Annotated in this window: 11 protein-coding genes; 5 read left to right on the top strand and 6 right to left on the bottom strand. The window is 33.8% G+C overall.

Annotation, left to right across the window (positions count from 1 at the left end; translation table 11 throughout):
* Positions 1-56 precede the first annotated feature (56 nt).
* Both FLAPXU55_RS04850 and FLAPXU55_RS04845 read left to right on the top strand, forming a co-directional pair.
* Positions 57-923, top strand: a complete 867-nt coding sequence (locus FLAPXU55_RS04850; protein ID WP_180856811.1) for a DMT family transporter — start codon at positions 57-59, stop codon at positions 921-923.
* Between the two features lie 527 nt (positions 924-1,450).
* Positions 1,451-1,684: a hypothetical protein gene (locus FLAPXU55_RS04845; protein WP_180856825.1), complete on the top strand. Its 234-nt coding sequence runs from the start codon at positions 1,451-1,453 to the stop codon at positions 1,682-1,684.
* A gap of 446 nt (positions 1,685-2,130) precedes the next feature.
* Here the strand turns inward: FLAPXU55_RS04845 and FLAPXU55_RS04840 are convergent, their stop codons facing one another.
* Both FLAPXU55_RS04840 and FLAPXU55_RS04835 read right to left on the bottom strand, forming a co-directional pair.
* On the bottom strand, positions 2,131-4,179 hold the full coding sequence (locus tag FLAPXU55_RS04840; RefSeq protein WP_235991990.1) for a M16 family metallopeptidase: 2,049 nt from the start codon (positions 4,177-4,179) through the stop codon (positions 2,131-2,133).
* A gap of 12 nt (positions 4,180-4,191) precedes the next feature.
* Positions 4,192-5,514, bottom strand: a complete 1,323-nt coding sequence (locus tag FLAPXU55_RS04835; protein WP_180856810.1) for a M16 family metallopeptidase — start codon at positions 5,512-5,514, stop codon at positions 4,192-4,194.
* 276 nt (positions 5,515-5,790) lie between these two features.
* Between FLAPXU55_RS04835 and rplU the strand changes: the two genes are divergently transcribed.
* Together rplU and rpmA are read left to right on the top strand one after the other, a co-directional pair.
* The gene (gene rplU / locus FLAPXU55_RS04830) at positions 5,791-6,231 is read left to right on the top strand and encodes a 50S ribosomal protein L21 (RefSeq protein WP_053472561.1); all 441 of its coding nucleotides are present in this window, start codon (positions 5,791-5,793) and stop codon (positions 6,229-6,231) included.
* A gap of 24 nt (positions 6,232-6,255) precedes the next feature.
* Positions 6,256-6,516: a 50S ribosomal protein L27 gene (gene rpmA / locus FLAPXU55_RS04825; protein WP_012023622.1), complete on the top strand. Its 261-nt coding sequence runs from the start codon at positions 6,256-6,258 to the stop codon at positions 6,514-6,516.
* 347 nt (positions 6,517-6,863) lie between these two features.
* Here rpmA and FLAPXU55_RS04820 read toward each other — a convergent pair whose 3' ends face one another.
* Both FLAPXU55_RS04820 and miaE read right to left on the bottom strand, forming a co-directional pair.
* Positions 6,864-9,620: an AsmA-like C-terminal region-containing protein gene (locus FLAPXU55_RS04820; protein ID WP_180856809.1), complete on the bottom strand. Its 2,757-nt coding sequence runs from the start codon at positions 9,618-9,620 to the stop codon at positions 6,864-6,866.
* A 45-nt stretch (positions 9,621-9,665) separates the two neighbouring features.
* Complete coding sequence (miaE, locus tag FLAPXU55_RS04815) at positions 9,666-10,247, bottom strand: tRNA-(ms[2]io[6]A)-hydroxylase (protein ID WP_053472563.1); 582 nt, start codon at positions 10,245-10,247, stop codon at positions 9,666-9,668.
* Between the two features lie 113 nt (positions 10,248-10,360).
* On the opposite strand from miaE, the gene FLAPXU55_RS04810 reads away from it, so the two are divergent.
* Positions 10,361-11,602 carry a glycosyltransferase family 4 protein gene (locus FLAPXU55_RS04810; protein WP_180856808.1) on the top strand — a complete coding sequence of 414 codons (1,242 nt, stop codon included), beginning with the start codon at positions 10,361-10,363 and terminating at the stop codon, positions 11,600-11,602.
* Positions 11,603-11,656: 54 nt separating this feature from the next.
* Here FLAPXU55_RS04810 and FLAPXU55_RS04805 read toward each other — a convergent pair whose 3' ends face one another.
* Positions 11,657-12,532, bottom strand: coding sequence for a helix-turn-helix domain-containing protein (locus FLAPXU55_RS04805; RefSeq protein ID WP_219637244.1), 876 nt, complete (start codon positions 12,530-12,532; stop codon positions 11,657-11,659).
* A 92-nt stretch (positions 12,533-12,624) separates the two neighbouring features.
* On the bottom strand, positions 12,625-13,164 hold the full coding sequence (locus FLAPXU55_RS04800; RefSeq protein WP_180856807.1) for a carboxymuconolactone decarboxylase family protein: 540 nt from the start codon (positions 13,162-13,164) through the stop codon (positions 12,625-12,627).
* Positions 13,165-13,899: the final 735 nt, after the last annotated feature.

Here is a 13,899-nt window from a genome sequence, read left to right as displayed (position 1 = left end):
AAAAATGAAGAGGCTAATTCGTAAAAATAGTACAAATTTGCAGTAAAATACTTTTTATGGATGCAAAACAGTTAAAGTGGGCTTACTTGCTAGTATTGTCACTAATTTGGGGAAGTTCTTTTATTTTAATCAAAAGAGGATTAGTTGGTTTAACCGCAATTCAGGTTGGATCTTTCCGAATTATTTTTGCAGCTCTTTTTTTATTGCTTGTTGGTTTTAAAAGTTTAAAGAAGATATCGCGCTCACAGTGGAAATTTGTTGCCTTGACTTCTTTTTTTGGCACTTTTACTCCAGCTTTTCTTTTTGCAATTGCAGAGACCGAAGTTGACAGCTCAATCGTGGCCATTTTAAATTCACTTACACCTTTAAATACTTTAGTTTTAGGAATACTTATTTTCGGAATTCAATTTCAAAAACGACAAGTTTTAGGAGTTTTTGTTGGTTTAATTGGATGTTTGCTTTTGGTTTTAAGCGGAGCATCGGCACATCCTGGGCAAAACTACTATTATGTTGGACTGGTTGTAATTGCAACTCTTTGTTACGCTATAAATGTTAATTTGATTAAAAGATATCTTCCTGATTTAAATTCGGTAAGTATTACAACAGGAAATTTTGCCGTTTTATTAATTCCGGCTTTGATTATTTTGAGCACAACAGATATTTCTCAAAAACTGACTTTTGAAGCAACACAGCATTCTATTTTCTTTGTAATGATTTTAGGTATTTTAGGAACCGGAATTGCCAATGTTTTGTTCTTCAAATTAATTCAGATTTCGTCTCCGGTTTTTGCAACTTCTGTGACTTATCTAATTCCTATTGTTGCTTTTTTCTGGGGATTATTAGATAATGAAATGCTTACGCCAATTCAGTTTTTTGGTGCTTTTATTATTTTGATTGGGGTTTATTTATCGGCTAAGAAATAGCTTTTAGTTTGTAAATATTATTTTAAATTGATAACGAATGTCACCCTGAGCGAAGTCGAAGGGCGCTCCAATTGGAACGGGGCTTCGACTTCGCTCAGCCTGACAAAGCAGAACGAAATAAAATTTATTTATATGTCACCCTGAGCGAAGTCGATGGGTGCAAAGAACGTCGACATTGACAAGCTTGACAAAGAAGGCTATAAAAGTTTTTTAGACGAAGTTTTGTCATTTCGACCGAAGGGAGAAATCGCACTAGAAACTCCGTAAAGAATGTCGCCAATCTTTGTCAAATCCCGCGTGCGATTTCTCCCTTCGGTCGAAATGACAAACTTTGAACAAATATATAATTTGTAGTATTTTTCTTTTATTTTTTAATATATTTGAAAGTTCCTATAAATGTCAAATATATGAAAATCAAAGAAATTTTGCCCGTGTGGTATGGTGGCGGTATTGGAAACAACCGTAACGCTTTTGACGGCGTAGGACACCTTAGCTATGCGGGTTTTTACTTCCTAATCGTCAAAATTATGAGTACAAACACCCTTTCAAAAGAAACAGAATTGAGATTAAATCATTTTTTCAACAATTCAATCGATCCTAAACTTATGGCAAAAACCATTCGAAAAGTAAATTATATACTTGCCTTAAGTATAATGCGGGATTGCGAAACAATGGAAACCGAAAAAATGAATCTTCAGGATGGTTTTTATTGGCTGAATGAATTAGCCGAAATTCTGAACCCTTATCTGGATGTTGAATGATCAAAACAAGAAAGGCTGTCGTAATTGATGGCCTTTCTTGTTTTTAAAGAATTGTTGCCCTGAGCGAAGTCAAAGGGCGTGCCAATTGAAACGGGGCTTCGACTTCGCTCAGCCTGACAAGCAGAACGAAGTATGTAAGTTATTTATATGTCACCCTGAGCGAAGTCGAAGGCGCAAAGAGCGGCGACATTGTTTGTCAAAGTTTTAGACGAAGTTTTGTCATTTCGACCGAAGGGAGAAATCGCACTAGAAACTCCGTAAAGAATGTCGCCAATCTTTCGAATCCCGCGTGCGATTTCTCCCTTCGGTCGAAATGACCAAACTGTGTAAACAAAAAAAAGCTTTGTCAAAGTTTAAAACTTTGACAAAGCCTATGAGAAAAAAACTTTAGCAACTCAGAATCTCAGAACCTTTGTCTCTTTGTTTCTTTGCAACTTTGAACCTCTCTAAAGAAAATCTGCATCAGAAACTCCTTCATTAATCTTGATATCTGTCATTTTGATATCTAATTCAAAACCTACATTTTGAACTAAATTAAAAGGAACTTTTACACCTTTTACTTCTCTGTAATCGTTGAAGTTTGTGATTTGCGTAACCGATTTTCCGTCTTGTTCACGAATTTTTGATTTTGCTACTTTCAATCCAGATTTCACATCATAATAATGAGTTGTGTTGCCATCTTTTATAGCATAAGCATCGCTTCCGTTAATTGGTTCAATGCTGTCAACTTTTAAATCTGTTCTTTTTACTAATTGTAATTCTTCAAAAGGAGCAGCGTTTGCTTTCATTTCTTTAAGATCATCGCCTTCAAGGTTTTTACGTTTTCCTTGCTGCTCGATATAAGCACCTTTATCATTTACAACCTGTTTCATCAAATTCATAGTTCCCATAGAAAGAGAAATCATCATTTTTCCTTTAGAATCCAGTTTTGAAGTAAAAGTTAGTGGAGCCGGAGCCTGCGGAACTTTTGTTGTTCCGTCCATGTAAAGCGTTTTTACTGCAGTTACTGCTTTTTCTCCGCCAATAGCTTTGATGTAATTTTCGAAAACAGTTTTTGCTGTAATTCCTGTTGGAGCTTCTTTTTTAACAGCCGGTTTTTCAATTGGATTTCCGTATTTATCAAAATAATAAATCGGAATTTGAAGTTTTTCTAAACCAGCAATCACGTCAGAACCTTTCCCAACAACAACAATTCGCATATTGTCAAGTAAAAAGTATTTGTTTGCTACACGATAAATATCGTCAGCAGTTACGTTTGTGATGGTCTGAATGTATTTTTCGTAGAAATCAGCCGGAAGTTTTTCTGTTTCAATGTTTAAAGCGTAACGCGCCACAGCCTGAGGCTTTTCAACCTGCATTACAAAACGGCCAATATATCCTGCTTTTACATTTCTTAAAACTTCTGGATCAACTCTTTCGGTACGAACTCTTTTAATTTCTTTTATAAACTGAACAACAGCGCTATCTGTTACCGCATTACGAACCGCAGACGAAGCCTTGAATTTGGTTACATATTTTCCGCTTCCAATACTTGAATTTGCGCCATAAGTCCACGCGTGTTGTTCGCGTAAATTCATATTTAAATAACTGTTGAAATCGCCTCCTAAAATTTGATTTGCAATAACAGCAGGGAAAAAATCCGAATCGCTCATTTTTAAATTTATAGTATTTACCAGCGAAATTTCTGATTGAACTGCATTTGGAACATCTACAAAATCAATTTGAAGTTTAGAGGCATTTTCAGGATTTGGATAGGTGTTTTTTGGAGCAGCTTGTTTTTTCCATCCGCCAAAAAGCTTTTCTACGGCTGATTTAGTTTCTTTAAACTTAACATCTCCAATAATAACTAAATAAGCATTTTCAGGTACAAAATAAGTAGCGTAATTTTTTTGAACATCTTCAAGTGTTACATTCTTTACAGTTTCTTCAGAAAGATATTCACCGTTAGGATGATTTTTTCCAAAAGCTAAAACATCAACAACACGATTTGCAATTGCAGGAACGCTTTTTTCATCGGCTTTAAGCCCTTCTAATAATTTTGCTTTTTCTTTGTCAAATTCAGTCTGTGTGAAATTTGGCTGTAAAGCACCTTCGGCTAAAAGTTCTAAAACACGACCTGAATATTTGGATAATGAACTTGCAAAAGCACCTTGTGAAGTAAAATTAATGTTGGCACCATAAAAATCAATTTCTTCATTAAAAGCTTCTTTCGTAGTTTTTTTTGTTCCGTTACCAATTAAACTGCTGGTTAATTCATCAACACCTTTTTTATTTCCTTCAGTAAAAGGAGCATTGTCCAGCGTAAGGTTAAAACTTACTCTTGGTAATTTATGGTTTTCGACAACCAGAACTTTCATACCGTTTGCCAAAACAAAGGTTTGAGGTTTTTTAATGTTAACTACAGGCGGGTTTCCTGGTTTTGGTTGTGGACGATCTTGTGCTTGCATAATTCCAGTTAGGAATAAAATGATTAAAAATGTATGTAGATTTTTCATGATTCGATATTCTTAGTTCTGAGATTTTGGGGTAGGAATGTAATCTAAAATTAATCTCTGATTAGGGTTTAGATACTTCTTGGCTACTTCTCTAATTTCTTCTCTCGTAATAGAATGGTAAATATCAATTTCGGTATTAATTAAATTTACATCTCCGTAAAGTAAATAATACGAAGCCAGATTTTCTGCAATTCCTTCTACGCTTGCATTTGCATTCACGAAATTGTTATCGAATTTGTTTTGTAATTTTTCGTAATCTTTCTCAGAAATCAAATCGGTTTGAAGCTTTACGATTTCTTCATCCATTTCTTTTAAAATATCGGCTGTTGTATTTGGCGCCATTGGCAATCCATATAATATATAAGTTCCGTAATCTTCCTGACTAAAACCAACAGCACCAATTTGAAGCGCCATTTTTTTATCATCGACAATTTTTTTGTACAATTTAGAACTTTTTCCGTCGCTTAAGTACGATGAAATTAAGTCTAAAACTCTGGCGTCTCTGGTTTTCATAGACGGCGTTCTGTACGAGGCTACAACCATCGGAATCTGAATATTCGGATCTTCGTAAGTTGCTTTAATAGTTTGCGTAATTGGTTCTTCGGTGTAAGTTTGTTTTTTAACTTCTTCACCTTTTGGGATTGGTCCAAAATATTTCTGAACCCATTCTTTAGCTTTCGTTTTGTCAAAATCTCCTGCAATTACTAAAACCGCATTATTTGGCGTATAGAATTTTTTATTAAAAGCCTGAAATTCTTCCAAAGTTGCAGCATCCAAATCTTTCATAGAACCAATTGTAGTCCAGCGATACGGATGATTTTTGAACATATTCTTTTTAACCTCAGGAAGAATATTTCCGTAAGGCTGATTGTCGTAACGCATTCTTTTTTCTTCTTTTACAACTTCATTTTGCGTATCAACTCCAATCTTGTTGATAATGGGGTGCATCAATCTTTCAGATTCCATCCATAAACCCAATTCTAAATTGTTTGATGGGAAAACTTCATAATAATACGTTCTGTCGTCAGATGTGTTGGCATTGTTCACGCCGCCATTTGCGGTAACGATTTTCATCCATTCGCCGCGTTTTATATTTTGAGTTCCTTCAAATAATAAATGTTCGAAGAAATGTGCAAAACCAGTACGATCCGGACGTTCGTCTTTTGAACCTACGTGATACATTACAGAAGTAATAACCACGGGTGCCGAAGGATCGTTATGCAGAATAACATGCATGCCGTTATCTAAATTGTATTCTTCAAAAGCCACCTTTTGAGCATGAGCTACTCCGCCAAGCATTAGTGCTGCACTTAACATCATTATCGAATTTTTCATAAAGATTAATAAATTTAAATACCTAATAAAATATGTAGGTAGCCAAGAGTTGATTATAGTTACATCAAAAATAACTTTTTTTAATTATCATTTAGAGGTTTATCTTTGTTTTGATTGCAATTTAACAATCTTTTACCTCTAATTGAGGATTGAATTCTTTTAAAAAACCTTGAAAAACAACGATTAAACAGCTTAAAATTTTTTTACTATAAGAGATTGCACAGTAAATTATTAGTTGTATATTTGCAACCTTAAAAATCAATAAATCAATTTGGTATGTATGCAATCGTAGAGATAGCAGGGCAACAATTTAAAGTAAGCAAAGACTTAAAGGTTTATGTTCACCGTTTAGCTAATGAAGAAGGTTCAAAAGTTTCTTTTGACAAAGTTCTTTTATTAGATGATAATGGAAATGTAACTTTAGGCGCCCCAGCTATAGAAGGTGCTTCAGTAGAAGCTAAAGTGTTACAACACTTAAAAGGTGATAAAGTTATCGTTTTCAAAAAGAAAAGAAGAAAAGGATACAAAAAAAGAAATGGTCACAGACAATATCTTACACAAATTGTAATTGAAGGTATTACTGCAGCAGGAGGAACTAAAAAAGCAGCAGCTAAAAAAGCGGTTGTAGCAGAAGAAGCAGCTACTGAAGAAGTAGAAGCTCCTAAAGTGAAAAAAGCAGCAGCTCCTAAAGCGAAAAAAGAAGCTACTAAAGAATAATAACAATATTTAAACTCATACGTCATGGCTCACAAGAAAGGTGTCGGTAGTTCGAAGAATGGTAGAGAATCAGAATCAAAACGTTTAGGCGTTAAGATTTATGGTGGACAAGCTGCTATTGCTGGGAACATCATCGTTAGACAAAGAGGTTCAAAACACAATCCAGGTGAAAATGTTTACATTAGTAAAGATCACACACTACACGCAAGAGTAGCTGGAGTTGTTAAGTTCCAAAAGAAAAGAGATAACAAATCTTATGTTTCTATTATTCCTTTCGAGGCATAATTAACAAGATTTACTTTTTATAAAAAACCCGTTCTGAAAAGATCGGGTTTTTTGTTTTTATTATTTAAGATTAATTAACCACAATCTTGTCATTTCGACGTAAGGAGAAATCGCATTAGTATTTCGATAAAGATTGGTCATTGCGAGGAACGAAGCAATCTCACGTGCTAAATCAATTCTGATCATTGTTAGTGCGGTTGCTTCGTTCTTTGCAATGACAAAAATTGCGAAAACAGGATCGTCAAAAAAAAACCTTTGTCAAAGTTTTAAACTTTGACAAAGGTCTATAAGATTTATTCTAAGCTGATGAGAATTGGAATTTGGAATTTAAAAAATTGAAATTTATTTTATTCAGTATCCTTAGTTTCCTCTAAATCCTCAGTTTTGCGTCCCACTTTTACTTTAGGATTATCCTGAGTTCCGGTAACAGTTAACGGAATTCCGAATATTCCTAATGGAGGCAAGCCTAAACGCATTTTTAAATTCAATTTTCCGTCTAAACTTGTTGTTCCTTCAATTCTTGGTCTAAAGCCCGCAAACTTAAATTTAAAGCGTTCTACGGTCATGATATTATTCTTGATCGTACTTTTAATGTCTACTTTTGAAACATCCGGATTTTTCATCGATTCAGAACTTGTTTGTTTGCTTACTGCATTAAACATTTTCAATCCTCGTACTTTTACATCTTTTACAGAAAGTACTCCACCGCCAACAAGCGAAGGATAAACAGGTTCCATCTTTCCGTTTAAACGTCCTTTTAATTGATAATCTAACGAAACAATTCCCTGCGCTTTTTCGGCTGCGCTTGCCATTTTTCTAAAAACTTCTATTTCGTTGTAAGCTCTTTTGATATCAAAGTCTGATGCTTTTATAGCATAATCAAAATTTGCCTTTTGCGGTGTTACAGCTTGATAATTAGCATTCATGGCAACTTTACAACCAATTAAATCAAATCCGGTATTCTGCATCGTTAATTTACCTTTGTTCATGGTTAAATGTCCGGTTGCATTTTGAAGATTTAGCTTATCGAAATTTACTTTTTGGGCATTTGCCAGTAATTGTAAATTCAGGTTTGTTGGAATAATAATAACGCCGGTTTGTGCTGTTTCAGTTTTTGTTTCTGGTTTTGGTGCTGCATTTTTTGTTACAGAAGCATTTGCTGACGTATTCGACATAAATTCATCCACATTAATATATCGCGCCGAAACATTAAAAGAACCTTTTAAAACGCCTGTATTTGTTGTGGCATAATTAAATACATTCTGCAAATAACCGTTCATTTTAAAATCAGATTGTCCGTACGCTGCCGTGAAATTATTAAACGACATTTTATCCTGATTGATTTTGAAAATTCCTTCTTTGATAATGAATTTTTTTGGCAGATATTCTGATGCAATCCCAATATTTCTTAACTCAAGCGTTCCTTTGTTGTATAATTTGCTGTAATTCCCTTTTTCGGCATCGCTTTGTTTTCCTTTTAAAACCAAATCGGCTTTTACGAAACCATCCAGATCCAGTCCTTTTTGAGAAAACACTTTATAGATTCTGTTTACATCCAGTTCTCCTTTTGCTTTAATATCATAAGCTAAATCATTAAAATCACTCAAATCAGCTTCTACAAAAACAGGTTTGCCTTCAAAAGTAAATTGAGCCGGTTTTAGCTTTATTTTTAAATCGTCAAAAGTTCCTTTTTGATTGTCGATTTTAGATTTTATCGTAATATTAGTGATCGGGTTTGGATAATATTTTGTTTTTACATATCCATTTTCTAAATCAAAAACACCTTTTGTAATAGGGAAAAACTTGTTTTTTTGATCAAATTTTCCGTTCGCCTGAATATCTCCGGCTAAAGAACCTTTTAATTCAACATCTGGAATTCCAAGTGCTTTTGTTAGTTTGCTAAGATCGATTTTAGCTTTAAAATCGGCATTAATTTCTGGTGTGTTTGCACCTTTTACAAAGAATTTCGATTTTATATAATCCTTGTTAATGTTTAAGGATAAGTTTTTAGCATCAACAGTTAAAAGATCCGGATTTAAAGACGGAACTTTTGTTTTAACTTCAAAATTTAAATTAGAAACCGGAAATGCACTTTTGTTATAATTCACAAATCCGTTTTCGATTTTAACATCAAGGTTTAAATCTGGAGCAATATTTTGCGAAGTAATATAATCACCTTTTAAAGTAAAAAGTAAAGTCGTATTTCCTTTTAATTCTGTTTTAGAAAGCCATGTAATGTACTTTGGCGGAAAAGCTGTAAATACATCATACAAATCACTGTTGTCAGATTTAATTACAAAATCCATATTGTAACCATCTTTTAAAATATCGAATTTCCCTTTAAAATCGACCAAAAGTTGATTTATTTTTAAGTTATTCTGCTGGAAGAAAAAAGATAAGGAGTTGATGTTTACTTTGGTAATTAAATCGGCATCAATTTTTTTATTCATTAAATACGGTTCATCTTCATAAATGATATTTAATTTTTCAATTTTTGCTTTTGAAGATAAATCGAAAACCGCTTTGTTCAAATCGCCTTTTCCTAAATAATTAAAGCCTAAAGCATCAAAATGAACTTTTGTTGATTTGTCATCATAGATAATTTTACTGTTTAAAATCTCAATTCTTTCCAGTTTTAAGGCAGTATCTGTGCTGTCTTTTGTTTCTGTGGCTTTGGCTTGCGACTTATAAATGTTGTAATTCGCTTCTCCGTTTGGATTAACTTTTACATTGATAAACGAATCTGATAAATATATCTGGTCAATTTTTACCGATTTACTAAAAATCAAACTGGCTACATTTATTCCAAAAGAAACCTCTTTTGCCGTAATGAATTTTTCGTTTTTGTATGGCGCTGAACCATTAAGACTTAAATTGTCTAAGGTCAAAGTCAATGATGGAAAATGACGAAAAAACGAAACCGAAACATCAGAATAATTCAATTCTGCGCTTAGTCTTTCGTTGGCTGTTTTTTTGATCTGTTCTTTAATCTGATCTTCAAAAACGATTGGCGTTAAAAATAATAGTGCTAAAATAACAGCGAAAGTTATTCCTAAATACTTCGCAATTTTGAATACGATTGATCTGGATTTACTTTTTTGCATAGCAATTTGTGGTGTTTAAATAATAGAGTGAAAAAAGAGCGTAATTTATCCGTGAACGGTTTCTGATTTACCGTAATTGGTAATGATAGAACCTTCATATTCAATCCATTCTTTCCATCGTTTATCGATGTCGATATTGTCCTGGTATTTTCTGGCAAATCCTAAAAAAGTAGTATAATGTCCGGCTTCAGAAATCATTAAATCGCGATAGAATTTAGCTAATTCTTCGTCTTTTATATTTTCAGAAAGTACTTTAAAACGCTCACAGCTACGGGCTTCGATCATGGCCGAAAATAATAAGCGGTCGCAGAGCGCATCTCGTCGGCTTCCGTCTTTTTTCATGAATTTAAAAAGCTCATTTACATAATGGTCTTTTCGTTCGCGTCCTAAAGTTAGACCACGTTTTTTTATAACATCATGAACCATTTGTAAATGCTCCAGCTCTTCGCGGGCAATTACAAGCATTTCGGTTACTAATTCTTCTAATTCAGAGTTGTAAGTCACGATACTGATTGCATTTGAAGCTGCTTTTTGTTCGCACCATGCATGATCAGTTAAAATTTCTTCAATATTTGACTCAACGATATTGACCCAGCGAGGGTCTGTAGCTAATTTTAATCCCAACATAATTTCCCAGCATTTAATTCTTGCAAAATTAGTGATTTTTATTACTAAAAGTCACGAAATGTCGTGCGATTGCGCGGAAAAAAGCATTATTTTGTATGTTAAAATAAATAACGATGAATCAGCTAAAAAAACTTCTCATAATTGGATTTGTCTGGCCTGAGCCAAATTCTTCAGCAGCAGGCGGAAGGATGATGCAGTTAATTTCTATTTTCAAGGAAAATGGATTTGAAATTACATTTGTAAGTGCGGCTCTGGATAGTGATTTTATGGTTGATTTATCTGAATTTGGAGTTACAAAAAAAAGTATCGAACTCAATTCTGCCAGTTTTGATGATTTTATAATCGAATTAAATCCAGATGTCGTTTTGTTTGATCGTTTTATGATCGAAGAACAATTTGGATGGCGTGTGACAGAAAACTGTCCAAATGCGATCAGAATTTTAGATACCGAAGATTTGCATTGTCTGCGAACTGCAAGGCAGAAAGCTTTTAAAGAAAATCGGAATTTTGAAATAGCAGATTTATTTTCTGAAGAAGTTGCAAAACGAGAAATCGCCAGTATTTTAAGATGCGATTTATCCCTGATTATTTCTGAATTTGAAATGAATATCCTTCAAGATGTTTTTAGAATAAATAAAGATTTACTTTTCTATCTTCCTTTTTTGGTTGATAAAATGTCTGAGAATGATCTTTCGAAATTACCTTTATTTGAAGATCGCAAGAATTTTGTTTTTATTGGAAATTTTCTTCACGAACCCAATTGGAACACAGTTCAGTATTTAAAAGAAGCGATTTGGCCTTCGATAAAGAAAGATCTTCCAGAAGCTGTTTTAGAAGTTTATGGCGCTTATCCGTCGCAAAAAGTATTGCAATTGCATCAGCCCAAAAAAGGATTTTTTATTATGGGAAGGGCAGTAGACGCAAATGAAGTGGTAAAAAATGCCAGAGTTGTTTTGGCGCCAATTCGTTTTGGAGCGGGCTTAAAAGGAAAATTATTAGAAGCGATGCAATGCGGAACGCCAAGTTTAACTACATCAATTGGTTCAGAAGCCATGCATGCCAATTTATCCTGGAATGGATTTATTGAAGATGATGCCTCCGAATTTGCCAAAAAAGCAATTGAACTTTATCAGGATGAAAATCTTTGGAAACAAGCTCAAAAAAACGGAATTGCCATTATTAATGAATGTTATCAGAAGGATAAATATTCAGATGAATTAGTGTCTTTCGTAAATTCATTATTGATGGATTCCAAAAGTCATCGTCTTCATAATTTTATGGGGAATTTATTGCAGCATCACGCTTATAAAAGTACCATGTATATGTCAAAATGGATTGAAGCGAAAAATAAGTAATCAGTAACAGTTTACAGTAATCAGTAGACTGAGACTGAAAACTGTAACTCTAAACTAAGCTTCCATTTTTCCAAAACCTACCGTTTCACGATAAATTTGCGGCGAAACATCGGCATTTGTTTTAAAAAATCGGCTGAAATAATGTTCATCGTCATAACCCAATTCATAAGCGATTTCTTTTACCGTTTTATTGGTCATGTATAACTCTCTTTTGGCTTCAATAATGATTCTTTCGGCAATTAAATCGGTTAAGGTTTTGTTGAAATAATTCTTAGATAATTTTGCCAATGCTTTAGGCGAAATGTTCAATAAATCAGCATAATTTCCCGCCGAATGTTTGGTTTTGAAGTTGAGTTCAATGGCATCTTTTAAATTTTGAAGAATCACAGGTTCTTTTGAATCCGGAACTGATTTCATTTCTTCTAGTTGTTCCGTTTTTAATCGGGAAGCTGTTATCAAAAAGATTTTTAAATACGAAATAAGCAATTCATATTGCGCCAGTTCTGCATTTTGAATTTCAGTTTTCATTTGGTCTAAAACCATTGTAAAAGTCTGCGCAGCTTGTTCTGAAATTTTCGTGTAAGGCGGCTGGTAAACATTGTTGAATAAAACACCGTTGCAGGAAACTTCTTTTTGATGCATATGAATGCAGAAAAAATCAGGATGAAAATGAATCGCAATTCCTTCAATTGGCTCGTTTACGCAAAGCATAAAAGGCTGATAAGGAGAAAAGGCGAGGAGTGAGTTTTCCTCAAATTGATGTTCAGCAAAATCGGCTTTTACTTTGCCTTTTCCTTTGGTAACCCAAATTAATGAGAAAAAATTATTTCGCTGTAAATGATCAAAATGGCTGTTGTCATCAAATGACAGCAGTTTAAAAGCTAAATTTCCATTTTGCGGATTAATTAAAGTGAAAACATTCTGACTCATGATTTGCTATGGTTTTTGGAAATATAAAGATAGTCATGAATTGAATTCACAACTATCTTTATAAATTGTTTTTTGTTTGAATTCTTTTGAAATTATAGGCTTGAAACTTCTGGGAAATCAATTTGTGTATTGGCAGTGTTGTTGAAATAGTTTGTTAAAACGTTCAATGCTACGTGTGCTACAGTTTCTGCAATTTCAGCATCAGAAACTCCTGCGGTTTTAGCTTTATTTACATCTTCATCACTTACTAATCCGTTTTTGCTGATTAAGGTTTTGGCTAATTGTAAAATAGCTTCTGTTTTAGCATCTGCAGAATTTCCTTTTCTTGCATCTTGTAAAACTTGTGCGTCTGTTTTTAATAGTTTTCCGCCAATAAAAGTATGAGCTGCCACACAGTAGTCACATGAATTGCTTTCTGAAACTGCTAAGGCAATTAATTCGCCTGTTTTTGCACTTAATTTTCCGTGGCTTAATGCGCCGCTAAAATTTAAATATCCTTCCAAAACTGCTGGTGAATTTCCCATTGTTCTCATCATGTTTGGAACTACACCTAACTTTGATTGTACTGCGTTGAATAAATCTTTAGTTTTTCCTGTTACTTCGTCTGGGTTTAATGCTGTTAATCGTGTCATTTTATTTAATTTTTTATGTTATTTATTAGTTGTTGTCTTTTGACATTACAAAGGTGCGACGATTACAGATTTTAGAACATGGAGAATTTACGCTATGTGGTGGACAATTTTCCCTGAGGTGTTTTTTGAATGAAAATTTCGATTTATATGAATTTTTTTAGGAGCTAATCCCGCTATCCGTTACAATCTTTTGTGTCTCGTTAAAGAAACGAGACACAAAAGGATTTCCACTTCTATCGGGGCTAGACATTCATTTTCATAAGAGTGTTTTCGTTTATTTGGCAGGAATGTCAAACGTTAGGAGTAGTAAACTTTGACAAAGTACATCGCAAAGCTCTTCCGCAATCTTGTCATTTCGAGGAACGAGAAATCTTCGCGAGAAGCTCGACAAAGATTGGATTCTCGTTGCGGAGTTACTTGCGAAGATTTCTCGTTCCTCCTTTAGATTTGTTTTTTGAATTTTTAAGTAAATTTATGATTGAGAAAGGAAGCAAAAGTAAACTATTCGTTCCTCTGAGTTTGTGACTCATATCTTGATTAAGACTTTAGCTTCCTTTTCATCAAAGACTCAGATAGAAATTTGGGCTAGTGACCCGTTATTAAGGAGTTGAGCTTATGATGAATTTCTCAAATCATTTGTTGAATCGTAAAAGCAAAGTTATGAAAAACATTATTATTGGCATTGATATCAGCAGCAAGACTTTAGATATTTGTGTAAAAGAAGAATCATTAAAT

The organism is Flavobacterium panici, from assembly GCF_903819335.1.
Classification (GTDB): Bacteria; Bacteroidota; Bacteroidia; order Flavobacteriales; family Flavobacteriaceae; genus Flavobacterium; species Flavobacterium panici.
The sequence above is the reverse complement of the archived record's forward strand: the minus strand, read 5'-3'. Positions and strand labels throughout refer to the sequence as shown.

Coding starts and splice junctions, on each gene's coding strand:
- rplU (WP_053472561.1), top strand. CDS start 5,791: ATGTATGCAATCGTAGAGATAGCAGGGCAACAATTTAAAGTAAGCAAA.
- FLAPXU55_RS04805 (WP_219637244.1), bottom strand. CDS start 12,532: ATGAGTCAGAATGTTTTCACTTTAATTAATCCGCAAAATGGAAATTTA.
- rpmA (WP_012023622.1), top strand. CDS start 6,256: ATGGCTCACAAGAAAGGTGTCGGTAGTTCGAAGAATGGTAGAGAATCA.
- FLAPXU55_RS04845 (WP_180856825.1), top strand. CDS start 1,451: ATGAGTACAAACACCCTTTCAAAAGAAACAGAATTGAGATTAAATCAT.
- FLAPXU55_RS04810 (WP_180856808.1), top strand. CDS start 10,361: ATGAATCAGCTAAAAAAACTTCTCATAATTGGATTTGTCTGGCCTGAG.
- FLAPXU55_RS04835 (WP_180856810.1), bottom strand. CDS start 5,514: ATGAAAAATTCGATAATGATGTTAAGTGCAGCACTAATGCTTGGCGGA.
- miaE (WP_053472563.1), bottom strand. CDS start 10,247: ATGTTGGGATTAAAATTAGCTACAGACCCTCGCTGGGTCAATATCGTT.
- FLAPXU55_RS04820 (WP_180856809.1), bottom strand. CDS start 9,620: ATGCAAAAAAGTAAATCCAGATCAATCGTATTCAAAATTGCGAAGTAT.
- FLAPXU55_RS04840 (WP_235991990.1), bottom strand. CDS start 4,179: ATGAAAAATCTACATACATTTTTAATCATTTTATTCCTAACTGGAATT.
- FLAPXU55_RS04800 (WP_180856807.1), bottom strand. CDS start 13,164: ATGACACGATTAACAGCATTAAACCCAGACGAAGTAACAGGAAAAACT.
- FLAPXU55_RS04850 (WP_180856811.1), top strand. CDS start 57: ATGGATGCAAAACAGTTAAAGTGGGCTTACTTGCTAGTATTGTCACTA.